At 67.2% G+C, this 24928-nt stretch carries 26 protein-coding genes; 12 read left to right on the top strand and 14 right to left on the bottom strand.

Annotated elements, in window-relative coordinates; all coding sequences use genetic code 11:
- Nucleotides 1–24: 24 nt before the first annotated feature.
- The 3 genes from Q331_RS0107485 (at nt 25) to Q331_RS23395 (ending at nt 1798) form a co-directional block, all read left to right on the top strand.
- Nucleotides 25–498: an NUDIX domain-containing protein gene (locus Q331_RS0107485; protein ID WP_026380172.1), complete on the top strand. Its 474-nt coding sequence runs from the start codon at nt 25–27 to the stop codon at nt 496–498.
- A gap of 36 nt (nt 499–534) precedes the next feature.
- Complete coding sequence (locus Q331_RS0107490; protein WP_084174873.1) at nt 535–1419, top strand: potassium channel family protein; 885 nt, start codon at nt 535–537, stop codon at nt 1417–1419.
- Nucleotides 1420–1639: 220 nt separating this feature from the next.
- On the top strand, nt 1640–1798 hold the full coding sequence (locus tag Q331_RS23395; RefSeq protein WP_084174875.1) for a DUF1127 domain-containing protein: 159 nt from the start codon (nt 1640–1642) through the stop codon (nt 1796–1798).
- A gap of 109 nt (nt 1799–1907) precedes the next feature.
- On the opposite strand, the gene Q331_RS20500 is transcribed toward Q331_RS23395, so the two are convergent.
- Nucleotides 1908–2522, bottom strand: coding sequence for a hypothetical protein (locus Q331_RS20500; protein WP_034491432.1), 615 nt, complete (start codon nt 2520–2522; stop codon nt 1908–1910).
- 110 nt (nt 2523–2632) lie between these two features.
- Here Q331_RS20500 and Q331_RS0107505 point away from each other — a divergent pair, with 110 nt between their 5' ends.
- On the top strand, nt 2633–3196 hold the full coding sequence (locus Q331_RS0107505) for a type 1 glutamine amidotransferase domain-containing protein (RefSeq protein ID WP_026380174.1): 564 nt from the start codon (nt 2633–2635) through the stop codon (nt 3194–3196).
- A 68-nt stretch (nt 3197–3264) separates the two neighbouring features.
- On the opposite strand, the gene Q331_RS0107510 is transcribed toward Q331_RS0107505, so the two are convergent.
- Nucleotides 3265–3894: a MarC family protein gene (locus tag Q331_RS0107510; RefSeq protein WP_026380175.1), complete on the bottom strand. Its 630-nt coding sequence runs from the start codon at nt 3892–3894 to the stop codon at nt 3265–3267.
- A gap of 263 nt (nt 3895–4157) precedes the next feature.
- Between Q331_RS0107510 and gyrA the strand changes: the two genes are divergently transcribed.
- Genes gyrA through tgt form a run of 7 tightly spaced genes read left to right on the top strand, consistent with a single transcriptional unit; the run spans nt 4158 to nt 11437 of the window.
- Nucleotides 4158–6923, top strand: coding sequence for a DNA gyrase subunit A (gene gyrA, locus Q331_RS0107515; protein WP_026380176.1), 2766 nt, complete (start codon nt 4158–4160; stop codon nt 6921–6923).
- Nucleotides 6924–6937: 14 nt separating this feature from the next.
- Nucleotides 6938–7546: a LysE family translocator gene (locus Q331_RS0107520; RefSeq protein ID WP_407637768.1), complete on the top strand. Its 609-nt coding sequence runs from the start codon at nt 6938–6940 to the stop codon at nt 7544–7546.
- 52 nt (nt 7547–7598) lie between these two features.
- Nucleotides 7599–8105 (top strand): pantetheine-phosphate adenylyltransferase, encoded by a 507-nt coding sequence (gene coaD, locus Q331_RS0107525; protein ID WP_026380178.1) that lies wholly within the window; start codon nt 7599–7601, stop codon nt 8103–8105.
- A gap of 37 nt (nt 8106–8142) precedes the next feature.
- Nucleotides 8143–8700: a peptidylprolyl isomerase gene (locus Q331_RS0107530; RefSeq protein ID WP_026380179.1), complete on the top strand. Its 558-nt coding sequence runs from the start codon at nt 8143–8145 to the stop codon at nt 8698–8700.
- Between the two features lie 25 nt (nt 8701–8725).
- Nucleotides 8726–9190, top strand: a complete 465-nt coding sequence (locus Q331_RS0107535) for a peptidylprolyl isomerase (RefSeq protein ID WP_026380180.1) — start codon at nt 8726–8728, stop codon at nt 9188–9190.
- Between the two features lie 31 nt (nt 9191–9221).
- Nucleotides 9222–10322: a tRNA preQ1(34) S-adenosylmethionine ribosyltransferase-isomerase QueA gene (gene queA, locus Q331_RS0107540; RefSeq protein WP_026380181.1), complete on the top strand. Its 1101-nt coding sequence runs from the start codon at nt 9222–9224 to the stop codon at nt 10320–10322.
- Nucleotides 10319–11437, top strand: a complete 1119-nt coding sequence (gene tgt / locus Q331_RS0107545; RefSeq protein WP_026380182.1) for a tRNA guanosine(34) transglycosylase Tgt — start codon at nt 10319–10321, stop codon at nt 11435–11437. Before queA ends, tgt begins: the two co-directional genes overlap by 4 nt.
- 43 nt (nt 11438–11480) lie before the next feature.
- Here the strand turns inward: tgt and Q331_RS24285 are convergent, their stop codons facing one another.
- The 8 genes from Q331_RS24285 to topA form a co-directional block, all read right to left on the bottom strand.
- On the bottom strand, nt 11481–11612 hold the full coding sequence (locus tag Q331_RS24285) for a hypothetical protein (protein ID WP_281173891.1): 132 nt from the start codon (nt 11610–11612) through the stop codon (nt 11481–11483).
- Entirely contained in the window at nt 11612–12160 is a 549-nt protein-coding gene (locus Q331_RS0107555) for a hypothetical protein (RefSeq protein ID WP_034491434.1), read from the bottom strand. The genes Q331_RS24285 and Q331_RS0107555 overlap by 1 nt, the downstream gene beginning before the upstream one ends.
- Nucleotides 12161–12805: 645 nt before the next feature.
- Nucleotides 12806–12973: a 50S ribosomal protein L33 gene (gene rpmG, locus Q331_RS0107560; RefSeq protein ID WP_026380184.1), complete on the bottom strand. Its 168-nt coding sequence runs from the start codon at nt 12971–12973 to the stop codon at nt 12806–12808.
- Between the two features lie 63 nt (nt 12974–13036).
- Nucleotides 13037–14221, bottom strand: coding sequence for an MFS transporter (locus Q331_RS0107565; protein WP_051630791.1), 1185 nt, complete (start codon nt 14219–14221; stop codon nt 13037–13039).
- A 26-nt stretch (nt 14222–14247) separates the two neighbouring features.
- A complete protein-coding gene (locus tag Q331_RS0107570; RefSeq protein ID WP_026380186.1) occupies nt 14248–14982 on the bottom strand; it encodes an NUDIX hydrolase in 735 nt (244 codons plus the stop codon).
- Complete coding sequence (locus Q331_RS0107575) at nt 14979–15401, bottom strand: DUF983 domain-containing protein (protein ID WP_026380187.1); 423 nt, start codon at nt 15399–15401, stop codon at nt 14979–14981. Before Q331_RS0107575 ends, Q331_RS0107570 begins: the two co-directional genes overlap by 4 nt.
- 1 nt (nt 15402) lies before the next feature.
- Nucleotides 15403–17682, bottom strand: a complete 2280-nt coding sequence (gene rnr, locus Q331_RS20505; RefSeq protein ID WP_051630793.1) for a ribonuclease R — start codon at nt 17680–17682, stop codon at nt 15403–15405.
- Nucleotides 17683–17684: 2 nt separating this feature from the next.
- Entirely contained in the window at nt 17685–20306 is a 2622-nt protein-coding gene (topA, locus tag Q331_RS20510; protein WP_034491437.1) for a type I DNA topoisomerase, read from the bottom strand.
- Nucleotides 20307–20502: 196 nt separating this feature from the next.
- On the opposite strand from topA, the gene Q331_RS0107590 reads away from it, so the two are divergent.
- Nucleotides 20503–20700, top strand: a complete 198-nt coding sequence (locus Q331_RS0107590) for a hypothetical protein (protein WP_026380188.1) — start codon at nt 20503–20505, stop codon at nt 20698–20700.
- A gap of 5 nt (nt 20701–20705) precedes the next feature.
- Here Q331_RS0107590 and dprA read toward each other — a convergent pair whose 3' ends face one another.
- The 4 genes from dprA to Q331_RS0107610 are packed head-to-tail and all read right to left on the bottom strand — an operon-like array spanning nt 20706 to nt 24783.
- The gene (gene dprA, locus Q331_RS0107595) at nt 20706–21851 is read right to left on the bottom strand and encodes a DNA-processing protein DprA (RefSeq protein WP_026380189.1); all 1146 of its coding nucleotides are present in this window, start codon (nt 21849–21851) and stop codon (nt 20706–20708) included.
- Nucleotides 21852–21864: 13 nt separating this feature from the next.
- Nucleotides 21865–22476, bottom strand: coding sequence for a glycerol-3-phosphate 1-O-acyltransferase PlsY (gene plsY / locus Q331_RS0107600; protein WP_051630794.1), 612 nt, complete (start codon nt 22474–22476; stop codon nt 21865–21867).
- 38 nt (nt 22477–22514) lie between these two features.
- Nucleotides 22515–23825 (bottom strand): dihydroorotase, encoded by a 1311-nt coding sequence (locus Q331_RS0107605; RefSeq protein WP_026380191.1) that lies wholly within the window; start codon nt 23823–23825, stop codon nt 22515–22517.
- Nucleotides 23826–23841: 16 nt separating this feature from the next.
- A complete protein-coding gene (locus tag Q331_RS0107610) occupies nt 23842–24783 on the bottom strand; it encodes an aspartate carbamoyltransferase catalytic subunit (protein ID WP_026380192.1) in 942 nt (313 codons plus the stop codon).
- Nucleotides 24784–24928: the final 145 nt, after the last annotated feature.

The following is a 24928-nucleotide window of genomic DNA, read 5'->3' on the forward strand; positions in this document are numbered from 1 at the left end:
CACCAGGGCCGATAGGCGACAAGCATGCCCCCACGCTCCGCCGGCATTTTGATGTATCGCCGACGCCCGTGGGGACCGGAAGTGCTCCTCGTCCATCCCGGCGGGCCCTATTGGGCGAAGAAGGACAAGGGCGCCTGGACCATTCCCAAAGGGCTGTTGGAGGCGGGTGAGGAGCCGCTTGCCGCGGCATTGCGCGAATTCAGCGAGGAAACGGGCCTTGCGGCGGAGGGCGAGGCTATCCTCCTCGGCACCTTCCGGCAGGCGGGCGGCAAGCACGTCACCGCCTTCGCCGTGGAGGGCGATGCGGACCTTGCGGCCTTCAAGAGCAACCTTTTCGAGATGGAATGGCCGCCGCGCTCCGGGCGCCTGGCGCGCTTTGCGGAAGCGGACCGGGCGGGCTGGTTCCAGATCCAGGAGGCGCGCGGCAAGATCCTGAAAAGCCAAGTGCCGATCCTGCGCGCGCTCGCGGTGCATCTCGGCCTGGACGTTGCCGAATAGCTGGGCGAGGCCGCCGATCTGTGGCATTTGGGCGCGATGAGCGAGAAGCACGCCGCAGCGACAGGCGGGAAGAAACAGGGAAAGCCGGCGCCGGAGAAGGACAAGGCGCGGCCGGCCGAACCCACCCGCGCGCCATCCGGGGCGGGCGGCGAGAGCGGCCTGCACCGGCAGTTGCGACTACTCTACGAGGGCCATTCGCAGCGCGCCCACCGCTTCCGCTATGCGCTGCTCGCCTTCGACATCGTGACGGTGCTGTTCATCGTCGGCACCTCCTTCGTACCTCGCACGCAGGTGGTGGAATCGCTCGACGTCCTCTTCGGCATCGTCATCCTCGTCGACTTCTCCGCTCGCCTCTATATCAGCCGGCGGCCCGTGGCGGAGTTCATGCGGCTTTCCACCTGGGCCGACATCATCGCCATCGTCTCCTTCCTGGTGCCGATCGTGGGGGAGGGGGCGGGCTTCCTCAGGATCCTGCGCACGCTGCGGCTGTTGCGCACCTATCAGCTGATGGAGCGGCTCAGAGCCGACAGCCGCTTCTTCCGGCGCAACGAGGAGCCGATCATCGCCATCGTCAATCTCGGCGTCTTTCTCTTCATCATGACGGGCCTGGTCTACGAGACGCAGCATTGGCGCAATCCGGCGATCGGCAATTATGTCGACGCGCTCTATTTCACCGTCACGGCGCTGACGACGACCGGTTTCGGCGACATCACCCTTGCCGGCACCGGCGGGCGGCTCATCGCCGTCATCATCATGATCTTCGGGGTGACGCTCTTCCTGCGCCTGGTGCAGGTTTTGCTGCGACCGCGAAAAGTGCGATTCACCTGCCCCAATTGCGGCCTGCAGCGGCACGAGATCGACGCCGTCCATTGCAAGGCCTGCGGCACGCAGCTGGCCATTCCGGACGAGGGAAGATTCTAGATTTCGTCTAGATTCTGCCCGGATTCGAACGCTGCGCGCATGCCAAAGCGGCAATTGTGAAAAAAGCATGCAGCCGGCCCGCGTCCGCCTGCGAAAAAACGATGCAGTTCGCCCACTTCCAGGGCATCGCAGCCATGCACTTTTGTGCAGTGCAAAACGGATGGGCGCGGGCCTATATCCTGGCTGTCGAACACCACACAAGAACGCATCGAGGTCAACCATGCGCACGTCGTCCAAAGGTCTTCTGGGCCGCTTCCGCCGTTGGCGGCGCTATCAGCGCACCGTGAAGGAGCTGCAGGGCCTGTCGGTCCGCGAGCTGCACGACATCGGCATCACCCCGGGTGAGATCCGCCGCGTCGCTCGCGAGGCGAGCTACTAAGCTTCCCGCTCCCAGAGCACCCTACCAAACCGCCGGCGGTCCTCCGCCGGCGGTTTTGCTTTGCGCGGCGTTTCAGCCCGGTGCCCCGTGTTCACGGCTATGAAAGGCTCTAGGAAGCGCCGCCGCGGGCGGCGAACCAGGCCTTCAGCGGCATGATTTCCGGCGGTTCGGCATTGGCGTTCGGCCAGGAATCGACGGCATAGCGCGGCCCGCCACCCTTCTCGCCGATGACGGCGGTGGCGTGCGGGTAGCGGCCGTCGAGGAAGAAGCCGCGCGCCACGGGGCTGAGCACCTGGTGATGCTTCAGCGCGCCTTCCCCGGCGAGGAGGAGAAGAAGGCTCGTCGTGTTGGTCGCCTCGTCCAGGCAATCCATTTGCGTCGGATCGCCGCCGCCGATCTTCTCAAAGCCGCCGGTATCGGCCGAGGTGCCGATGCGCGCGCCGACGATGCGCTCATAGGCCTGGACGGAATCGGAAATGGCCGCCCGCTCCGCCGCCGGCGTCGCCGCATCGCGCAAGGGCAGGGTGAGCGCCTTTACCTCCGCCTCGGTGAAGGTGACGGGCGTCGTCCGCAGGCAGCCGAAAGCGTGGCAGACGAAGACCTTGCGCCCCTGTGGCGGGCGCGCCTCGCGCGCTTGGTACCAGCCGTCATAGGTGGAGCTCGTCTGCGCGGCGCAGGCCGCCAGAAGAAGGCCGACAAGGGTTGCGATGAAGCCGGGGCGCATGAGCGGAGACTAGCCGAGCCTGCCGATCGGCGGAAGCTGGAACCGAGCCGCGATCGCCCCCGTTGGGGAGGAAGAAGAGACGGGCGGGCGCAAGCCAATGGAGTTTCGCCATGCACGACATCACCGGCAAGAAGGTCGCCATTCTCGCCACCGACGGCTTTGAGCAATCGGAGCTGGAGGTGCCGCTGCGAGAGCTTCGCAAAGCCGGCGCCGAGGTGCACGTCGTCTCGCCGCAGAAGGGCGAGATCAAGGGTTGGGACAAAAAGGATTGGGGCCGCGCCGTGCCGGTCGACCGCAGCCTTGAGACGGCGCGCGCTGACGACTACGACGCCCTTGTCCTGCCCGGCGGGCAGATCAACCCGGACCTTCTGCGGCTGGAGGAGAAGGCGCTCGACTTCATCCGTGCCTTCTATGTGGACAAGAAGCCGATCGGCGCCATCTGCCACGCGCCCTGGCTGTTGATTGAAACCGGCATCGCCAAAGGTCGCGACATGACCGGCTACGCCTCCATCAAGACCGATCTTGAGAATGCCGGCGCCAACTGGCACGACGAGGCGGTCGTGGTCGATGAGGGCATCGTCACCAGCCGCCATCCGGGCGACCTCGATGCCTTCTGCGCCAAGGTGGCGGAGGAGATCGCCGAGGGCCGCCATACCCAGCGCCAAGCCGCGTAGCACGCATTCCTTGCGGATAGGAGAGAAGCCGGCCGGCGCAAGCGGCCGGCTTCGTCATGTTGGCGCTTTCACGTTGGTTGGGGGCCGGCGATGAAGGCGACGATGCCGTCGGCGACGTATTGCACGGCGAGCGCGGCGAGGATGACGCCGAGAAGGCGCGAGATCACCATGCGCCCGGTATCGCCGATGAGCTTTTCGATGCGCTCGGCAAGGGCGAAGACGAAGAAGGTGATGGCAAGGATCACCGCAATGACGCCGACGAGCTCCGCCTTGCCGGCAAGGCCCGGCAGCTTGCCGGCCAGGAGGATGGTGGCGGAGATGGCGCCCGGCCCGGCCACCAGCGGAATGGCGAGCGGGAAGACGGCGAGATGCCCCATCTCCGCGGAGGTGAGGCGCGTGGCGCTGCGCTCATGCCGCTCGGCGCGCTTTTCAAAGATCATCTCAAAGGCGATGACGAACAAAAGCAGGCCGCCGGCGATGCGGAAGGCGGCGAGCGTGATGCCGAAAAGGGCGAGGATCGCCGTGCCGGCCAGCGCGAAAAGGACGAGGATGACGAAGGCGATGATGGTCGCTCTCAGCCCGACCTGACGGCGCTCGGCGCGGCTCATGCCCGCTGTCAGCGCGATGAAGAGCGGCGCCAGCCCGGCCGGGTCGATGGTGACGAAGAGCGTCACGAAAGCGGTGATGAGTTGATCCATCGCCTTAAGCCATACAGGGGCGCGCCGGGGCTGGAAACCGCAGATGCGGGCGGGGCGGGCGTTAACGGGTCGGCGCTGGTGGCCGTGCGGGCAGGGGCGCGCGGCCGCAATTTTCCACCAAGGGGGCCCCGCGTCGACACGGCTTTGCCAAATTTATCTATAAGCCATTGATTTCAAATATGTATTCAAGCCTCGCCATGCTTGGCTTTTGGGCCGATTCCGGCTAGAACAGGGCGCACAATCACAACCACCGATTCTTCCCCTTGACCGACCCGAACCATCCATCCGACGGGCGCCGCGGCGGCGATATCCGTTCCATCTCCATCACGGAGGAGATGCGCTCCTCCTATCTCGACTATGCGATGAGCGTCATCGTCAGCCGGGCGCTGCCGGATGTGCGCGACGGGCTGAAGCCGGTGCATCGGCGCATCCTGCATTCGATGAACGAGATGGGGATCGCCTCCAATCGGCCCTATCGCAAATGCGCCGGCGTCGTCGGCGATGTGATGGGCAACTACCACCCGCATGGCGACCAGGCGATCTACGACGCGCTGGTCAGGATGGCGCAGGACTTCTCCATGCGCCTGCCGCTCATCGACGGGCAGGGCAATTTCGGCTCGCTCGACGGCGATCCGCCGGCGGCGATGCGTTACACCGAGTGCCGGCTCGACAAGTCGGCGGAGTCGATGCTCTCCGACATCGACAAGAACACGGTCGATTTCCAGGAGAACTACGACGGGCGCAAGCGCGAGCCCGTCGTGCTGCCGGCGCGCTTTCCGAATATCCTCGTCAACGGTGCCGGGGGCATCGCCGTCGGCATGGCGACCAACATCCCGCCGCACAATCTCGGCGAGGTGATCGATGGCTGCGTGGCGCTCATCGACGATCCGGCGCTCTCCGACATCGACCTGATGGAGATGATCCCCGGGCCGGATTTCCCGACCGGTGGCGTCATCCTCGGCCGCGGCGGCATCCGCTCGGCCTATCAGACCGGCCGCGGCTCCATCCTGATGCGCGGCAAGGTGACGATGGAGACCGGCGCGCGCGACCGCGAAGTGATCGTCGTCACCGAGGTGCCCTACCAGGTGAACAAGGCGGCGATGATCGAGAAGATCGCCGAGTTGGTGCGCGAGAAGCGCATCGAGGGCATCGCCGACATTCGCGACGAATCCGACCGCCAGGGCGTGCGCGTCGTCATCGAGGTGAAGCGCGACGCCGTCGCCGATGTGGTGCTGAACCAGCTCTACCGCTTCACCCCGCTGCAGACGAGCTTCGGCGCCAATTTCGTGGCGCTCAATGGCGGACGGCCGGAACAGCTCGGCCTGCGCGACATCCTGACGAGCTTCATCGCCTTCCGCGAGGAAGTGGTCGGCCGGCGCACGAAATTCCTCCTCGGCAAGGCGCGCGACCGGGCCCATGTGCTGGTCGGGCTCGCCATCGCCGTGGCCAATATCGACGAGGTGATCGCCCTCATCCGGGCCGCGCCCGACCCTCATGTGGCGCGCGAGCAATTGATGGCAATGGCCTGGCCTGCAAAGGATATCGCTCCTCTGGTCGCGCTGATCGCGGACCCCCGCCATCTGGTGGCCGAGGACGGGACGGTGCGCCTTTCGGAAGAGCAGGCGCGGTCCATCCTGGATATCCGCCTGCAGCGGCTCACCGCGCTCGGGCGCGACGAGATCGCCGATGAACTCAACAAGCTCGCCGCCGAGATCAAGGAATACCTGGAAATCCTCGCCTCGCGGGCGAGAATCCTCGGCATCGTCAAGGACGAGCTGGCCGCCGTGAGGGAGGAGTTCGCCACCCCGCGCAAGACGCAGATCGAGGAGGGCGGCGCCGACCTGGAAGACGAGGACCTCATCCAGCGCGAGGACATGGTCGTCACCGTCTCGCATGCCGGCTACATCAAGCGCGTGCCGCTCGCCACCTATCGGGCGCAGCGGCGCGGCGGCAAGGGCCGCTCCGGCATGTCCTTCCGCGACGAGGATTTCGTCAACCGCCTGTTCGTGGCCAACACGCATACGGCGGTGCTGTTCTTCTCCTCGCGCGGCATCGTCTACAAGCTGAAGGTCTGGCGGCTGCCGCTGGCCGCGCCGCAAGCGCGCGGCAAGGCGCTGGTCAACATTCTTCCGTTGGAGGAAGGCGAGACCATCACCACCATCCTGCCGCTGCCGGACGACGAAAAGGAATTTGAGCGGCTCGATCTGATGTTCGCCACGACCGGCGGCACGGTGCGGCGCAATTCGTTGTCGGATTTCGTCAACGTCAACCGCAACGGCAAGATCGCCATGAAGCTGGAGGAGGGCGACGCGATCGCCGGCGTGTGGACCTGCTCGCAGGACGACGACGTTCTCCTCACCACCGCCTTCGGCCAGTCGATCCGCTTCCCGGTCACCGATGTGCGCGTCTTCGCCGGGCGCTCCTCCGTGGGCGTCAGGGGCATCAATCTCGGCAAGGGCGACAGGGTGATCTCCATGTCGATCCTGCGGCACTTCGAGGCGAGCCCGGAAGAGCGCAGCGCCTACCTCAAGATGCGCCGGGCGATCGCCGGCGAAGTGGAGGGCGAGGGCGAAGAAATCGCCGAGGAGGGCGAGGAGGCGGCCGAGCCCGGCGCGCTGTCGCCGGAGCGCTATGCGGAGATGAGCGCGGCGGAGGAATTCATCCTCACAGTTTCGGAGCGCGGCTACGGCAAGCGCAGCTCCTCGCACGAATACCGGATCTCCGGGCGCGGCGGCAAAGGCATCATCGCCATGGTGGTGAACGATCGCAACGGGCCGCTCGTCGCCTCCCTGCCGGTGGAGGACGCCGACCAGATCATGCTCGTCACCGATCGCGGGCAGCTCATCCGCGTGCCGGTCGAGGGCATCCGCATCACCGGTCGGGCGGCGCAGGGCGTCATCGTCTTCTCCACCGCCAAGGACGAGAAGGTGGTCTCCGTGGAGCGCATCACCGAGGCGAACGGGCAGGACGAGATCGTCGGCGAAGAGGGGCCTGAGGAGGGCGAAGCGGGCGAGGACGGCACCGAATAGGGCGGCGGGGCATGATCGAGCTTTCCACCTTCCTCACCTATCTCGCCGCCTGCATCGCCATCGTCATCGTGCCGGGGCCGACGGTCACGGTGATCATCGCCAATTCCATGCGTCACGGGGCGCGCGCCGGTCTTTTGAACGTCGCCGGCACGCAGGCCGGAATCGCCATCATGCTCCTCGTCCTCGCCTTCGGCCTGTCGACCGTCGTCGCCTTTCTGGGAGAGGCCTTCTTCTGGCTGAAGCTCGTCGGCGCGGCCTATCTCGTCTGGCTCGGCATCAAGCTGTTGCGCTCCGACGGGCGGCTCGGCGGCGGCGATGCGGCCGGGAAGAGCCGCAACTGGTTCTGGCAGGGCTTCATCGTCATCTGGTCGAACCCCAAGGCGCTGTTCTTCTTCGGCGCCTTCATCCCGCAATTCGTCGATCCGAGCGGCTCCACCGTGCTGCAGACGGTTTTTCTCGGCCTGGTGTTCATGGCGGTGGCGACAATTCTGGACGGCGCCTACGCCCTGGCGGCGGGCCGCACGGGGCTGCTTCTGTCGCGTCGCAATGTGCGGCTGGTGGAGGTTTTCGGCGGCACCTGCCTGGTCGGCGGCGGGCTGTGGATGGCGCTCGCCCGCCGCTAACCCGTGCAGTAAGGGCGTTGCGGTTCGCGGCACGGAACGATAAGCGGAGCGGATGGCGCGTACAGGTCTTTATCCCGGCTCCTTCGATCCGCTCACCAACGGGCATATCGATATCCTGCGAGCCGCCTTCGCTCTCGTCGACCGGGTGGTGGTGGCGATCGGCCGGCATCCCACCAAGGCGGGGCTTCTCGACCTCGACACGCGCATCGCGCTCATCCAGGAAGTGGCCGGGCCGCTGGCAGAGGCGGAGAGCGTGGAACTGGTGGTGGAAAGCTTCGACAACCTCGTCGTCGATTTCGCCCGCGAGGTCGGCGCCACCATCCTCATCCGCGGCCTGCGCGACGGCACCGATCTCGATTACGAGATGCAGATGGTGGGCATGAACCTCACCATGGCGCATTGGCTGCAGACCGTCTTCGTGCCGGCGAGCCCGCATCATCGCCACATCACAGCCACGCTCGTGCGCCAGATCGCTACGATGGGCGGCGATATCGGCCCCTTCGTGCCGGCCTCCGCGGCCGACGCCGTGCGCCAGGCGGTGGCGCGGCAGAAGCCATGAGCGCCGCCCGCGCCAACCTCGAGAGGATTCACCGAACATGCTGAAACGCCTTGCAGCGCTGACGCTTTTCGCCGCGCTTCTCAGCGCGCCGATCGCCGGTCCCGCCCATGCCCAGGCGAGTGAGCCTGAGAACACGCTCATCATGCAGCTTGCGCAGGGCAACGTGACCATCCGTCTGCGGCCCGACCTTGCGCCGCAGCACGCGGAGCGGCTGAAGACGCTCGCCCGCCAGGGCTTTTACGACGGCGTGCCGTTCCATCGCGTCATCGACGGCTTCATGGCGCAGACGGGCGACCCGACCGGCACCGGAACGGGCGGCTCCGATCTGCCGGACCTTGAGGCGGAGTTTTCCGCCGAGCCCTTCGAGCGCGGCATCGTCGGCATGGCGCGCGCCCGCGACCCCAACAGCGCCAATTCGCAATTCTTCATCATGTTCGCGCCGGCGCCCGGCCTCAACGGCCAGTACACGGTGGTGGGCGAGGTGGTGGAGGGCATGGAGCATGTCGACGCCATCAAGAAAGGCAGCCGCGCGGCGAACGGCATGGTGGAGGGCCCCGACAAGCTCCTCTCCATGCGCGTCGCCGCCGACCAGTGATCTGACCGAACCGGAGGACTTTCCCATGGCCGCAGAGCCGGAAAACACCATCATCCTGGATACCAGCAAGGGCCAAGTGACGATCGCCATGCGGCCGGATCTCGCCCCCAACCACGTGGCGCGCATCAAGGAACTGGTGCGCGAGGGCTTCTATGACGGGGTGAAGTTCCACCGCGTCATCGACGGCTTCATGGCTCAGACCGGCTGCCCGCAAGGCACCGGCACCGGCGGCTCCGGCCAGAAGCTGAAGGCCGAATTCTCCGGCGAGAAGCACAAGCGCGGCACCGTCTCCATGGCGCGCGCGCAGAACCCCGATTCCGGCGACAGCCAGTTCTTCATCTGCTTCGCCGAAGCGCCCTGGCTCAACGGCCAGTACACGGTCTGGGGCGAGGTGACGGAAGGCATGGACGTGGTCGACGCCATCAACAAGGGCGAGCCGCCGCGCGAGCCGGACACCATCCGCTCCGTCAAGGTGGCGGCCGACGCCTGAGATCAGGGCGCGGCAAGCCGCGCCCACAGCGATGCGCGTCGAGGATTTCGATTTTGAACTGCCGGAGGAGCTGATCGCCCTGCGGCCGGCGCGCCCGCGCGACGCGGCGCGGCTTTTATGCGTGCCGCCGGCCGGCGCGCTCAAGGACCGACATGTGCGCGATTTGCCAGGGCTCCTGCGGCCCGGCGACCTCCTTCTTCTCAACGACACGGCGGTGATTCCGGCGCGGCTTTCCGGTCGGCGTCTGGCGCGCGAGGAAGGCGGCGCGGAGGCGCGCATGGAAGCGACGCTGATCGAGCGGCTGGACGAGGCACGCTGGCTGGCGCTCGCCAAACCCGGGCGCAAGCTCGCCGTCGGCGACCGGCTGCGCTTCGGCGGCGAGGGCGAGGCCTGCTTTCTGGAGATGCTCGACGCGCGGGTGGAGGCGAAGGGCGAGGGGGGCGAGGTGACGCTTTCCTTCGCCTTTCAGGGTCCGTTCCTCGACGACGCGATCCGTGAGCGCGGGACGATGCCGCTGCCGCCCTATATCGCCGGACGCAGGGCGCCGGACGCGCAGGACCGCAGCGACTATCAGACGGTGTTCGCCGCGCGCGAAGGCGCGGTGGCGGCGCCGACGGCCGGGCTGCATTTCACCGAGGAGCTTTTCGCCGCCCTTGAGGAGAAGGGCATCGAAAAGCGCTTCGTCACCCTGCATGTGGGGGCGGGGACCTTTCTGCCGGTCAAGGCGGAGACGACAGAGAGCCATGTCATGCATGCCGAATGGGGCGAGGTGAGCGAGGCGACGGCCGAGGCGATCAACGCGGCGCGCCGGCGCGGGGGAAGGCTGGTGGCGATCGGCACCACGGCGCTTCGCATCCTGGAGAGCGCGGCCGACGCAAACGGGCGGGTGCATGCCTTTTCCGGCAAGACCGACATCTTCATCACGCCCGGCTACCGCTTCAAAGCGGTGGATCTTCTGTTCACCAATTTTCATCTGCCGCGCTCCACCCTCTTCATGCTGGTGGCGGCGTTTTCTGGCCTTGAGCGCATGCGCGCGGCCTATGCCCATGCGATCGCCGAACGCTACCGTTTCTATTCCTACGGCGATGCCTGCCTCCTGGAGCTGGCCGTGCCGGCGATGCGGCCGCGATGAGCGCGTTCGTCTTTGCCATCCAAGCGCGCGACGGGCAGGCGCGGCGCGGCGTCATCGCGACGCCGCGCGGGGATATCCGCACGCCGGCCTTCATGCCCGTGGGCACGCAGGCGAGCGTGAAGGCCATGTATCCCGATCAGGTGCGCGATCTCGGCGCCGATATCGTGCTTGCCAACACCTATCATCTGATGCTGCGGCCGGGCGCGGAGCGGGTTGCCGAGCTCGGCGGGCTGCACGAATTCATGCGCTGGCCCTATCCCATCCTCACCGATTCGGGCGGCTTTCAGGTGATGTCGCTCGCCAAGCTCAGGAAGCTCGACGAGGACGGGGTCACCTTCGCCTCGCATATCGACGGCTCCACCCACCGGCTGACGCCGGAGCGGGCGGTGGAGATCCAGCGCCTGCTCGGCTCCGACATCACCATGCAGCTCGACGAGTGCCTGAAGCTGCCGGCCGAAGAACCGGAGATGCGCCGCGCCATGGAGCTTTCCCTGCGCTGGGCGGAGCGCTGCAAGACCGCCTTCGTGCCGGCGCCGGGAAAGGCGCTCTTCGGCATCGTGCAGGGGGGCGACGATGCGGCCTTGCGCCTTGCCTCGGCGGAGGGACTGCGGCGGATCGGCTTCGACGGCTATGCGGTGGGCGGGCTTGCCGTCGGCGAGCCACAGGCGGTGATGCTGAAGGTGCTGGAGGAGACGGTGCCGGCGCTGCCGGCGGCAAATCCGCGCTATCTGATGGGCGTCGGCACGCCCGACGACATCCTCCAGGCGGTTTGGCGCGGCATCGATATGTTCGATTGCGTGATGCCGACAAGGGCCGGGCGGCACGGCCAGGCTTTCACCCGCTTCGGCCGGGTGAACCTGCGCAACGCCCGCCACGCCGACGACAAGCGCCCGCTCGACGCCACCAGCGACTGCCCGGCGGTGCGGGATTATTCGCGCGCCTATCTGCATCATCTCGTCCGCACGCAGGAGACGCTGGGCGCAATGCTGCTGACCTGGGCCAATCTCGCTTATTACCAGAGCCTGATGGAGGGCGCCCGCCAGGCGATCGGCGAGGGGCGCCTCGGCGATTACATCGCCATGGTGCGAGAGGATTGGGAGAGGGGCGACGTCTAGCGCCGCCGAAGGCCGTCAGGCGACGGCCTTGTCGCAACAGGCTCTAGCGGACGAGGGCGCCGAGATAGGCCGCCGTGGCGATGAGAACCGCCATGGTGGCGGTGGAGACCAGCGCGTAATGGAATTGGCGGGCCCTGGCCGCGAAGGCCAAGGCATTCAGAGCCTTGTCCTGCATCAGATCAGCACCCCCGGGGCTGGCGAGAGTTCGCAATCGACGATCTTCCAGTCGCCCGCATCGTCCTGGAACAGCGAGAATTCGGCCGACCATTGGATGCCGATGCGATCGCGGACATAGGTCGTGACGCGCGTCAGCTCGCCCTCCAGCGCCACGCTGTCGATCTGGATCCGCTTGGCATGGACGAGCGGAGGATGGATCTTGGAGAAGAACTGATAGGCCGCTTCTTCGGTGCCGAGACGGCTCTGCTCGAACTCGGTGGCGAAGACCCAAACGGCCTTCGGCTCCTTGTTGGACAGGCCCCAGACGAAGGTCTCAACGGCCGTTTCGACGGCGCCGCGCTGATCGGCATTCAAGGATGGCATCGGGCGCTGATAGGAGACCCGGTCCAGCCGGTCGCCCTTTTCGGCGGCCTGCGGCAGGTTTTGAGGCAGGGGCATCGGCGCGTTCAGGGAATTCACCTGGGCCGTGCCGACGAGCATCGTGGCGGCGATGCCTACCGCGGCAATCGCTGTGTTGCGCCTCCATCCGCCCGTCAAACTGAACATTGCCTTCGCCTCCGCCTCAGGAATGTCCAGGGATAATTCGTTAACCCGCCAGTAAGTTCCGTGCGAAAACACACAGGCGCGAAAATCGCCGGAGCAAAAGGTTTCGGAAGCCTTAAGGAGGGCGCGGAAAAAGCACGGTATTTTCGCCTATCCGACTGAAGAACAGGCCGTTCGCGTCAAGAAGAGAGCGCCCGCTTGAGCCTGCGGGCCCGCCGTCGCCGCACGGAGGGCTTTCGGTCAGACGACGCCGGGTATCGCAGCGGCGGTCGCGGCGGTCCGGCGTCCTGGCGGGGCTTCGCCGCCAGCCGGCCGGGCAGCGCCGCCGTGCCTGTGCCATTTTGACACGAATTTTCACGCAAGAGTTTACCAAAGGTAAACCAATCGCTGGATTTCGCGGGCAGCTTTCAGTCTACTAGAGAAGACGCGAAGGGCGGGAGGCTTCGCCTTAGCGAATACCCCATGGATATGCTCAGGTCCGCCGCATCTCCTGGGTCCGTGGGGTCGGCCGGTCCGGTCGCGGCACGTGGCCTCCTCGATTGCCGCGGCCGGCCGGCCACTCAGCGCCTCTCAAGGCTCTGCACATCTGGCACAAAAGAGAAAGGCGCCCCGAGGGGCGCCTTTTTCGACTCTAAGATGTGGCGGCGATCACTTGATCTTCGCTTCCTTGAAGTTGACGTGCTTCTTCAGCTTCGGATCGTATTTACGCTTCACCAGCTTGTCGGTCATGGTGCGGCTGTTCTTCTTGGTGACGTAGAAGGTGCCAGTGCCTTCCTCGCTCACCAGGCGAATCTTCACGGTCGTGGCCTTGGCCATCCTTATCGTCCTTGCTCAAGCGCGGGAATTTGGTCGCTCACATGACCGTTCGCGAGACGGAAGTCAAGGTGCCTCGGCGCGTGCGCGCACCAGCCTTGCCGCGGCGATGATGGCATAGAGCGCAAAGGCGCCGCCGACGACCAGCGGAAAGCCGCTCAAGGGCCAGCGGCCGAGCGCGTCGCCGACCGTGATAGGGCCGACCAGCATGCCGAGCGAATAGCAGAAAACGAAGGCGGCGTTGGCGGCGGCGAGGTCGCCGGCGGCAAAGCGCGAGGCGAGATGGGCAAGGCCGACCGTGTAGATGCCGGCCGAGGCGCCGCCCCAGAGGAAGAGGACGAGCATCAGGGCGGGCCAGCTGCCGGAAACCAGGTGCGCGGCCAGCATGCCGAGGGCGCCGATGAGGGCGCAAACGAGCAGGATGAGGCGCTTGTCGATGCGGTCGGCGAGAAGGCCGAGGGGGATTTGCAGCGCCACATTGCCGAGCGTCATCGCCGAGGCGAGCAGCGGCACGATCGCGGTGGAATAGCCAAGATGCTGGCCCCAGAGCGGCAGGAAGGCGAAGCCGCTCGATTCGGACATGGCGAAGACGAAGACGCCCACCGTGGCGATCGGCACCGCGAGGATGAAGGCCGCAAAGCCGCGCGAGGGCCTCTCAGAGAAGTCCGGCGAGACATCGCGCGCCAGCCAGGCCGGAACGGCGCCGAGGAAGAAGAGCGCCGTGCCGATGAAGAAGGGAAGCGGCGTGGCGATGCCGGTCAGGGTGATGACGATGGGCCCGAAGGCGAAGCCCACCGACAGAAAGGTCGCGTAAAGGCCCATGATGAGGCCGCGGCGGGCGGCCGGCGTGACCGCGTTGATCCAATATTCCGACAGCGCGAAGGTCACCGACACGCACATGCCGTAGATGAAGACGAACACGAAAAGGATGCGCAGATCCGTCACGTACCAGGCGAAAGGGATGAGGCAACCGGCGATCGGCAGAAGGGTGGCGATGGTGCGGGCCGTGCCGAAGCGCCTGGCGATATGAGGGGCGTAGGGCGTGGCAAAGAGCGCCGAGAGGGCGATGGTGGCCACCAGGATGCCGATGAGGCGCTCGGAGATGCCACGCTCAGCAAGGGTCAGCGCCAGGAGCGGGGACAGAAGGCTGATGGTGATGCCGACGGCGATCATGGTGACGATCGCCGCCATGGCGCCGCGCGTCAGGCCGAGAGAGGCGCAACGCTTGCTGACGGCGGCGCTGAGGCTCACCTGGTTCGGCTCCTAGAGAATCGTACTTAGAGAAGCGTGCTTTTCGTCTGTCCGTAATGCATAAAATGGAAGGGAACACCACCGTCGGGCGTAAGCTCAGGATCGCGTGTCAGCCGGCCGGCGAGATCGGCCAGGACCCGGCGGGTGATAAAGGGCAGGTCGGCCTCCTCCATATCCTCGAAGGTCAGCCATTTGGGATCGAGAAGCTCCCTATCGGTCTCCGCGACGCGCTGCATGGAGCCATCGTCGAAGACGGCGAAAAAGCGCGCATCGAAGCGGCGCGGCCGTCCCGGCGGGGTGATGGCCCGCGCCACCAGGCGCACCGGCGCCAGCGCCGGCAGATAGCCGGCCTGGTGAAAGGCGCGCCAGGAAGGGTTGCGCGAGGGGCGGGCAAGCGGGGCTTCCTGCCGGTCGCCGAGGAGATAGCCGGTCTCCTCGAAGGTCTCGCGGATGGCCGCCAGGGCGAGGGCGCGCCCGAGCCGCGGTGTCGCCCGCGCGCCGCAATGGTCGGCCAGTTTCATCTCCACGGGCGCGGCAAGCTCGCTGGCGGCGGGGGCGCGGTAATCGGCCTTTTCGACGCGCCCGCCGGGAAAGACGAGCTTGCCCGGCATGAAGACGTGCTGGTCCGAACGTCGGCCCATCAAGATGCGGGTCTGCCCGCCCTCGCGGCGCAGGACGATGAGCGTGGCGGCATCCTTGGGTCGCAGCGACGGGTGCGGGCGGGCGCTCTGCGGGCCGGGAAAGGCGAAATTGGCGCTCATCGCCAGGCGCTGTCGACGGATTTGTCGGCGGCTTCCGGCGCGTCGGGATCGAAGCCATGCATCCCCAGCGCCCATTGCAGGGCGACGGTGGCGCCCTTGGCCGGTCGCAGCAGAATGAGCGACATCGCCACCGTCAGCGGCAACCACAACGCCATATGCACCCAGAGCGGGGGAACCAGCGCCAGCTCCATCGCGAGCGCCAGGGCGACGACGACATGGCCGACGATGAAGACGACGAAATAGGGCGGGGCGTCGTCGGCGCGGTGGTGGTGAAGCGCCTCGCCGCAATGGTCGCATTGCTCGCGCACGCGCAGAAAGCCGGAAAACATCGGGCCGCGAAAGCAGTTCGGGCAGCGGGCGGCCGCGCCGCTCGCCAGGGCCCGCAACAGGGGTCGTTTCTTCGTCGTCACATCCGCCATCCTACTTCCGCCGCCGCCTGCCCCCCTTGGGCGGGCGACGCCTCTGGGTCGGGCCGCGCAGGCGCCGCCGGCCGCCAGCGCCACCCTTTTCCTTGGTGCCCTGGCTCAGCATCTCCAGCTTCAGGTCGCCGGCGAAGGGCGTCGCTTCGAGGAGGCGCACTTCCACGCGCTCGCCGAGCTGATAGCTGAGGCCGGTTTCGGTACCCGTCAAGCGGTGCAACGCCTCGTCATAGGCAAAATACTCCGCGCCGAGCGTGCCGATGGGCACGAAGCCGTCGGCGCCCGTCTCCTCCAGCTCCACGAAGAGGCCGGCGCGGGTGACGCCGCGGATGCGACCCCAAAAATGCGCGCCGACCTGGTCGGAGAGCCAGGCGGCGATGAGCCGGTCGAGCGTATCGCGCTCGGCGGCCATCGCCCGCCGTTCGGCAAGCGAGATATCGGCGGCGACCTTCTCCATGGCCGGCGCATCCATCTTGCCGAGGCCGCCCTCGCCGAAGGACAGGGCCGAGATCAGCGCCCGGTGGACGAGAAGATCGGCATAGCGGCGGATGGGCGAGGTGAAATGGGCGTAGCGGCGCAGATTGAGGCCGAAATGGCCGATATTCTGGGTGGAATACTGGGCCTGGCTCTGCGAGCGCAGCACCACCTCGTTGACCAGCATGGAATGAGCGGTGTCGGCGACGGTCCTCAAAATACGGTTGAACTCGGCCGGGCGCAGGCTGCCCTTCTTCGGCAGGTTGAGGTCGAGCGAGCCGAGGAAGTCGCGCAGGGCCTCCAGCTTGTCGAAGGAAGGCTCGTCGTGGATGCGGTAGACGAGCGGCGAATCCTTGCCCTCCAGCTCCTCGGCGGCGGCGACGTTCGCCTGGATCATGAATTCCTCGATGAGCTTGTGGGCATCGAGGCGGGGCGGGACGTAGATGCGGTCGATGGCGCCGGTCTCGGTGAGCACGACCTTGCGCTCCGGCACGTCGAGCTCCAGGGGCTCGCGATCCTCGCGGCCGGCATGCAGCACCTTGTAAGCGGCCCAGAGCGGCTTCAAGACGTCCTCAAGCAAGGGCGCGGTGCGCTCGTTGGGATGGCCGTCGATGGCAGCCTGCGTCTCCTCGTAGGAGAGGGCGGCGGCCGAGCGCATCATGACGCGGTGGAAACGGTGGCTCAGCTTGCGGCCGGCGCCGTCGAAATGCATCCGAACGGCGAGCGCCGGGCGGTCCTCGCCGGCGCGCAGGGAGCACAGATCGTTGGAGATGCGCTCCGGCAGCATGGGCACGACGCGGCCGGGAAAATAGACGGAGTTGCCGCGCTTTTCCGCTTCCTTGTCCATGGCAGAGCCGGGGCGCACATACCAGGCGACGTCGGCGATGGCGACGGTGACGATGAAACCGCCTTCGCGCTCCGGGTCGGGGCGGGCATGCACGGCATCGTCGTGGTCGCGCGCATCGGCCGGATCGATGGTGATCAGCTGCATGTCGCGCCAGTCGTCGCGATCGGCCATCCCAGCGGGGCTCGCCTCTTCCGCCTCGGCGAGCACGCGCGGCGGGAAGACGTAGGGGATATTGTGCTCCTCAAGGGCGATCAGGCTGATGGCCTTTTCGGAGGTGACGTCGCCGACGCGCTCGGCGATGCGGGCGGAGGGAAGGCCGAGCCGGTTCCTGGCGCGCGGCTCGATGGCGACGAGCTCGCCGTCCTCGGCATCGCCCGCATCGGCCGGCGCGACGATGAATTCGCGCTGACGGCGGTTGACCGGGACGATGCGCCCGCCGCCGCGCCCGCCCGGATCCGCGCGGAAGACGCCGATGGCGCGCTCGGGAACCCGCTCCAGAAGCTTCATCACCCGGCCCTCGTAAGGGCCGTTGCCGGAAGGCGGGGCGATGCGGGCGAGAACCCGGTCGCCCGGCCCGGCGGCGGGCTTGCCGTGGCGCTTGCCGGAAGGGGAGAGGGCGAGGCGCACCCGCGGCGGGTCGCCGGCCGCCTCGTCCCAATCGGTGGGCAAGGCGATGAGGTCGCCGTCCTCGTCGACGTCGAAGATGCGCAGGACGGTGACCGGCGGCAGCGTGCCGGCAGGCCGGATGGCCTTGTGCGGGGAGGCGATCAGCCCCTCGTCGGCCATCTGCCGCAGCATGCGTTTGAGGCCGATGCGCTCCGCGCCGGTGATGCCGAAGGCGCGGGCTATCTCGCGCTTGCCGACCTTGGCATCGGAGCCTTGCACGAATTCCAGGATATCCTGCCGGCTCGGCAGAGCCGGTGGAGCCTTCTTCTGTTTCTGCTTCTTGGCCTTCGGCAATGTCAGCCTTTCGCCTTTGCCGGGCTCTTCTTCGCCGGCGCCTTGGTCTTGGATGCGCTCTTGGATGCCGTCTTGGCCGTCTTCGCCTTGCTCGCCTTTGCCGTCTTGCCGCCCTTGGCGGCCTTGGCTTCAATCAGCGCCAGAGCCTCCTCCAGCGTGACGCTCTCAGGGTCCTTGCCGCGCGGCAGGGTGGCGTTGATCTTGCCGTGATGGACATAGGGGCCGTAGCGCCCCTCCATGACGGTGACGGGGCCGCCGTCCGGATGCTCGCCGAGCGCCTTCAGCTCCTTCTTGCCCGGGCGGCCCTTCTTCTCCGCCAGAAGCGCGACGGCGCGGTTGGCGCCGACCGTGAAGACCTCCTCAAGGCTGTCCAGATTGGCGTATTTGCCATCATGGGAGACGAAGGGGCCGTAGCGTCCTATACCGGCGGTGATCGGCTTGCCGGTCTCAGGATGGGCGCCGATCTCGCGCGGCAGGGAGAGAAGCTGCAAGGCCTTCTCCAGGTTCATCGTCTCCGGGTCCCAGCCGCGCGGCAGGCTGGCGCGCTTGGGCTTGTCGTCGCCCTTCGCCGGGTCGGCGCCAAGCTGCACATAGGGCCCGAACCGACCGGAGCGCAGGCTGACGGGCTCGCCGGTGTCCGGATCCTCGCCAAGGGCGACGCCTTCCGCGCTCATCGCCTGCTGCGCCATGTCGCCGTCGGGCTCCGGCTCGGCGAGCTGACGGGTGTAGCGGCATTCGGGATAGTTGGAGCAGCCGATGAAGGCGCCGTAGCGGCCAAGCTTCAAGGAGAGCTTGCCATCGGCGCATTGGGGACAGGTGCGCGGGTCGCTGCCGTCCTCGCGTGGGGGAAAGATGAAGTCGCCCAGGATCTCGTTGAGCGCCTCCAGCACCTCAGCGACGCGCAGGCCCTGAATGTCCTCAAGATTGGCGTTGAAATCGCGCCAGAAGTCACGCAGCACCGCCTGCCAGGACATCTCGCCGGCGGAGATGAGATCGAGCTTCTCCTCCAGATCGGCGGTGAAGTCGTACTCCACGTAGCGGCGGAAGAAGCTTTCCAGGAAGGCGGTGACGAGGCGGCCCTTGTCCTCCGGCACCAGGCGGCGCTTGTCGAGCCGCACATAGCCGCGATCGCGCAGGACACTCATCGTCTGGGCATAGGTGGAAGGCCGGCCGATGCTGAGCTCCTCCATCTTCTTGATGAGCGAAGCCTCGGTGTAGCGCGGCGGCGGCTCGGTGAAATGCTGGCTGGCGGCAACGCCGAGCGCGCTCAGCGGGTCGTCCGCCGCGACGGGCGGCAGGCGGCCGCCTTCCTCGTCCTCCGGCTCGTCGCGACCCTCCTGGTAGAGGGCGAGAAAGCCATCGAAACGAATGACGCTGCCGGTGGCGCGAAGGCCGAGCGTGCTGGAGCCGGAACGCGCATCCACCTCGATCGTGGTGCGCTCCATCTCGGCGGAGGCCATCTGGCTCGCCATGGTGCGCTTCCATATGAGCTCGTAGAGCCGCGCCTGGTCGCTGTCGAGACGGCGCTCAACATCCGCCGGCAGGCGGGCAGGGTCGGTGGGGCGAATCGCCTCGTGCGCCTCCTGGGCGTTCTTGGCCTTGACGAAATAGCGCCGTGGCTGATCCGGCAGGTAGGGCGCGCCGTAATCCGACTTGATGAGGTCGCGCACGGCCGACAGCGCTTCCGGAGCGATGTCGACGCCGTCGGTACGCATATAGGTGATGAGGCCGATGGTCTCGCCGCCGACATCGACGCCTTCATAGAGGCGCTGGGCGACGCGCATGGTGCGGGTGGCGTCGAAGCCGAGCTTTCGCTGCGCTTCCTGCTGCAGGGTGGAGGTGGTGAAGGGAGGTTGCGGATTGCGGCTGTGGGGCTTCGATTCCACGCTCTCGACGCGGAAGGCCGCGTCCTGAAGCAGCTTCTTCAGCCGCGTCGCCTGGGCCTCGTCGCCGATGGAGAGCTTGGTCAGCTTCTTGCCGTCCTCGGCGACGAGCCGGGCGGTGAAGCTGTCCTTGGCGGGGGTGGCGAGCTCGGCGGTCAGAGACCAGTATTCCTGTGGGCGGAAGCGCTCGATCTCCGATTCCCGGTCGCAGACCAGGCGCAGCGCCACGGACTGGACACGGCCGGCGGAACGGGCGCCCGGCAGCTTGCGCCACAGAACCGGCGAAAGGGAGAAGCCGACAAGGTAATCGAGAGCGCGGCGCGCCAGATAGGCCTCCACCAGCGCGTCGTCGATCTCCCGGGGCTGGGCGATGGCCTCTTCCACGGCGCGCTTGGTGATGGCGTTGAAGACAACGCGCGCGACCGGCTTGTCCTTCAGCCCCCTCTTCGACCTCAAAACCTCCAGGACGTGCCAGGAAATCGCCTCGCCCTCGCGATCAGGGTCGGTGGCGAGCAAGATCCGGTCGGCGGATTTGGCCGCCTCGGCGATCTCGGCAAGGCGCTTCTTGGCCTTGTCCGCGACCTCCCAGGACATGGCGAAGTCCTCGTCCGGCCGCACCGATCCGTCCTTCGACGGCAGATCGCGGACATGGCCGTAGGAGGCCAGGACCTGGTAGTCGGAGCCGAGGTATTTGTTGATCGTCTTCGCCTTGGCGGGCGATTCGACAATCACGAGATCCATGGAAATCTACTCCTTGGGCGGAAACAGGCGCCGCGCGGTTGCCTCACTTGGATTGCCCGGGCGGCTGGGTCAAGGCCGCAGAAGGGCAGGGCAGCCAGGAGCGCAGCGGTCAGGCCTCTATCCTCCCGACTGTTATTCAACTAAAACGCGAATAAATACATAGACGCACGTCTTGCGTGCTGATGGGGCGTTGACGTTGGTGGAAGGTAAGCGGCGCGAGGAGATCGCGGAAGAGATTGCCGTTCAGGCGAGCCAGTTGCGGCGGATGGCGGAGGAGGCGCGCATGCCCTTTCTTGGCTATCTCGCCGAGATGGTGGTGCTGGAGGCCTGGCGGGAAGCCTCGCGCGAACGCGATGCGAGCGAGGAGCACGGCGCTTCAGGGGCCGCGGGATAGGATGCTCAGAAGATCAGAGAAATGCGTCCGCCTGGATGACGCTCCAGCCGGCCGGCGAGCTCCAGCTCCAGGAGAATGACGCTGACGATGCGCGCGGCGAGCCCGGTCTCTGCGATGAGGTCGTCGACCGTGACCGGGACCGGGCCGAGCGCGTCCACCACCTTCGCCCGCTCCTCGCCGGCCGGCTCCACCATGGCGGGCGGGGGCGTCTTTTTGGGAAGCTCGAAGCCCTCCCGTTTCGGCAGGGCCAGCATCGGCGACAGCGCCTCCACGATATCGGCCGCATCCGTCACCAGCCTGGCGCCCTTCTTGATGAGGCCGTTGGTGCCCGATGCACGCGGATCGAGCGGCGAGCCGGGCACCGCCATGACCTCGCGGTTCTCCTCCAGCGCCAGGCGGGCGGTGATGAGGGAGCCGGAGCGCTCCGCCGCCTCCACGACGACCGTCGCCAGCGTCATGGCGGCGATGATGCGGTTGCGGCGTGGGAAGTCGCGTGCCCGCGGCGTCCAGCCCATCGGCATCTCGCTGACGAGGGCGCCTTGCGCGGCGAGGATGCGCTCAAGAAGCGCTTCGTGCTCGGGCGGATAGACGATATCGACCCCGCCGGCGAAGACGGCCACCGTTCCCGTCCCCAGCGCGGCCTCGTGGGCGGCGGCGTCGATGCCGCGGGCAAGCCCGGAGACGATTGTGAAGCCGGCCTCTCCAAGCCCGCGGGCAAGGCGGGCGGCCATGCGCTTGCCGGCGATGGAGGCGTTGCGCGAGCCGACGATGGCCACCGCCGGGCGAGCGAGAAGGGCGGCGTCGCCGCGCAGGGCGATGAGCGGCGGAGGCTGCTCGGCCTGGCGCAGCCAGGGCGGGTAATGCGGCTCGCCGACGCCGATGAAATCGGCCCCGATCCGCGCCGCGGCGGCAAGCTCGCGCTCCACCTCCGCCTCGCTGGCAATCTTCAAGGTGCGGCGCGCGCCGCCCCGCTTCGACAGTTCCGGCAAGGCGCGCAGCGCCGCGGCGGCGGAGCCGTAATGGTTGATGAGGGAGCGGAAGGTCTGCGGGCCGACATTCTCGCTGCGGATGAGGCGCAGCCAGGCGCGTTTCTGTTCGCCCGTCAGGCGGATGCCTTCGCCAGCTTCGGGGCCGCCCCCACGCCCCGGCATCTTCAGCCGCCGCTCATTTCTGACCGATCCGCGATTCGGTGCCCTTCAAGAGCCGGGCGAGATTGGCGCGATGGCGGAACCACAGGATGACGGTGACGATGAGGAAGAGTTCGGCGAGCGCGATCTGCCCGGTGACGAAGAAGATGACGGGCGTTGCGGCGCTCGTCAGCAGCGCGGCAAGGGAAGAATAGCGGGTGGCGAAGGCCGTGCCGATCCAGATCGCCGCGGCGGCGAGCATGGTCGGCCAGGAAAGCGCCAGCAGGATGCCGAAATAGGTGGCGACGCCCTTGCCGCCGGAAAAGCGCAGCCAGACGGGAAAGCAATGGCCGAGAAAGGCGCCGAAGGCCGCGGCGAGCGCCGGCTCGGTGCCGAAGCGGCTGGCGAGGAGGACGGCGAGCGTGCCCTTCAGCGCATCGGCGAGGAGCGTCGCTGCGGCCAGCTTCTTATTCCCGGTGCGCAGAACATTGGTGGCGCCGATATTGCCGGAGCCGATGCCGCGGATATCGCCGAAGCCGGCAAGGCGCGCCAGGATCAGCCCGGAAGGAATGGAGCCGAGAAGATAGCCGAAGACGAGGCCGCCAAGAGCGGCCCAGGTGAATGCCAGCTGGATCGGATCGGCCGTCACGGCTCTGCCCCCATACGAGCGGCCTCAGGGCTTGCTTGCTAAGCTCCCCGCTCTCCATCTGCATAAGGATAGACGGTCCTCCCGGCAACCAGCGTGCGCGTCACGCGGCCGGAGAGCTTCGCCCCCTCAAAGCAGGTGTTCTTGGAGCGGGAATTGAGGGCCTCCTCCGTCACCACCCAGGGCCTATTAAGGTCGACGACGGCAAGGTCGGCCGGGGCGCCGGGCTTCAAGGTGCCGCCGGCAAGGCCGAGGAGGGAGGCCGGCGCGGTCGACATCGCTTCCACCAGGCGCAGCAGCGGCACGTCGCCGGAATGGACGAGGCGAAGGCCGACCGCAAGCGAGGTCTCCAGGCCGACGGCGCCGTCCGCCGCCTCGGCGAAGGGCTGGCGCTTGCCCTCCACATCCTCCGGGTCGTGGGCGGAAACGACAATATCAAGCGTGCCGTCGGCCAGGGCCTCCACCATGGCGAGGCGGTCTTCCTCGCTTCTGAGCGGCGGCGACATTTTGAAGAAGGTGCGATAGGAGCCGATATCGCCCTCGTTGAGGGAAAGATGCGCAATCGCCGCCCCGGCAGTGACACTAAGGCCGCCAGCCTTGGCATGGCGGACGGCATCGAGAGAGGCGGCGCAGGAGAGCTGCGCGGCGTGGTAGCGGCCGCGCGTCAGGCGGGCGAGCCGCAAGTCGCGCTCCAGCAAGATGGTCTCCGCCTCGCGCGGAATGCCGGGAAGGCCGAGGCGGGTCGCAACCTCGCTCTCGTTCATGACGCCGGCGCTGGCCAGATCGGCATCTTCCGTGTGGTGCACGATGAGGGCGTCGAAGTCGCGGCCATAGGTGAGGGCGTTGCGCATCACCTGGGCGTTGCGCAGCGAGCGGCGGCCCTCGGTGAAGGCGACGGCGCCGGCATCCTTCAAAAGCCCGAATTCCGACAGCTCCTCGCCGGCAAGCCCCTTGGTCACGGCCGCCATGGGATGGATGTTGACGAGGGCGGAATGGCGGGCGCGGCGCAAGACGAAATCGACGAGCGCGGGATCGTCGATGACCGGATCGGTGTCGGGCATCGTCACCAGCGTGGTGACGCCGCCAGCGGCCGCCGCCCGGCTCGCCGTCTCCAGCGTCTCCAGATGCTCCGCGCCGGGCTCGCCGACGAAGACGCGCATATCGACAAGGCCGGGAATGACCGCCTTGCCGGCGCAATCGAAGACCTCCCAGCCCTCCGGCGTGCCCTGATTGGCCGCTTCCGGCCCGGCGGCGACGATGCGCCCGTCGGAGACGACGACGGCACCCGGACTGTCGAGACCGCGGGAGGGATCGACGATGCGGGCGTTGGCGAGGAGGATGGGACGGGGCATGGGCGGCATTTTTGAGCTAGCGATTCGGCAGGTGCTGCGCGAGCGCTTCCAGAACCGCCATGCGCACGGCGACGCCCATCTCCACCTGTTCGCGAATGACGCTCTGCGGACCGTCCGCCACCAGGGGGTCGATCTCCACGCCGCGGTTCATCGGACCTGGATGCATGACCAGAGCGTCCGGGGCGGCAAGGGCGAGCTTTTCCACGTCGAGCCCGTAATAGCGGAAATACTCGCGGATGGAGGGGACATAGGCGGCGCTCATGCGCTCGCGCTGCAGGCGCAGCATCATCACCACATCGACGCCGACGAGGCCCTGGCGCATGTCGTTGAAGATGTCGACGCCGAAGCGGTCAATCGCCGTCGGCAGCAGCGTGGAGGGGGCGATGAGGCGGATCTGCGCCCCCATCGCCTGAAGCAGGATGATGTTGGAGCGGGCGACGCGCGAATGGCGGATATCGCCGCATATGGCGACCTTGAGGCCCTGCAGGCGGCCCTTGTGGCGGCGGATGGTGAGCGCGTCGAGAAGCGCCTGGGTGGGATGCTCGTGGGCGCCGTCGCCGGCATTGATGACGGAGCATTCGACCTTCTGGGCGAGAAGCTCCACGGCGCCGGCGGAATGGTGGCGCACGACGAGGATATCCGGGCGCATGGCGTTCAAGGTCATGGCCGTGTCGATGAGCGTCTCGCCCTTCTTCACCGAGGAGACCGCGACGGCCATGTTCATGACGTCGGCGCCGAGGCGCTTGCCGGCGAGCTCGAAGCTCGACTGGGTCCGGGTGGAGGCCTCGAAGAAGAGATTGATCTGCGTGCGCCCGCGCAGGGTCTGCTTTTTCTTCTCGATCTGGCGCGAGACCGCGATCTCCTCCTCGGCGAGATCCAACAGCGCGGATATCTCCAACGGAGAAAGGCCTTGGATGCCCAGAAGATGCTGATGCGGGAAGGAAGGAGCGTCGGCCATTAAAGGGTTGGCTATAGGCTCAATCGGCAAGACCGGCAACTCGGCGAAGCCACGGCGCTGCGATTTTCCCCTGGATTGAATCGCCATGGGGAGACGGATCGGGCGGCGATGGTGCATGGTGCGCGAAATCCGCCCTATGTTGCCG

The organism is Afifella pfennigii DSM 17143, assembly GCF_000688515.1.
Classification (GTDB): Bacteria; Pseudomonadota; Alphaproteobacteria; order Rhizobiales; family Afifellaceae; genus Afifella; species Afifella pfennigii.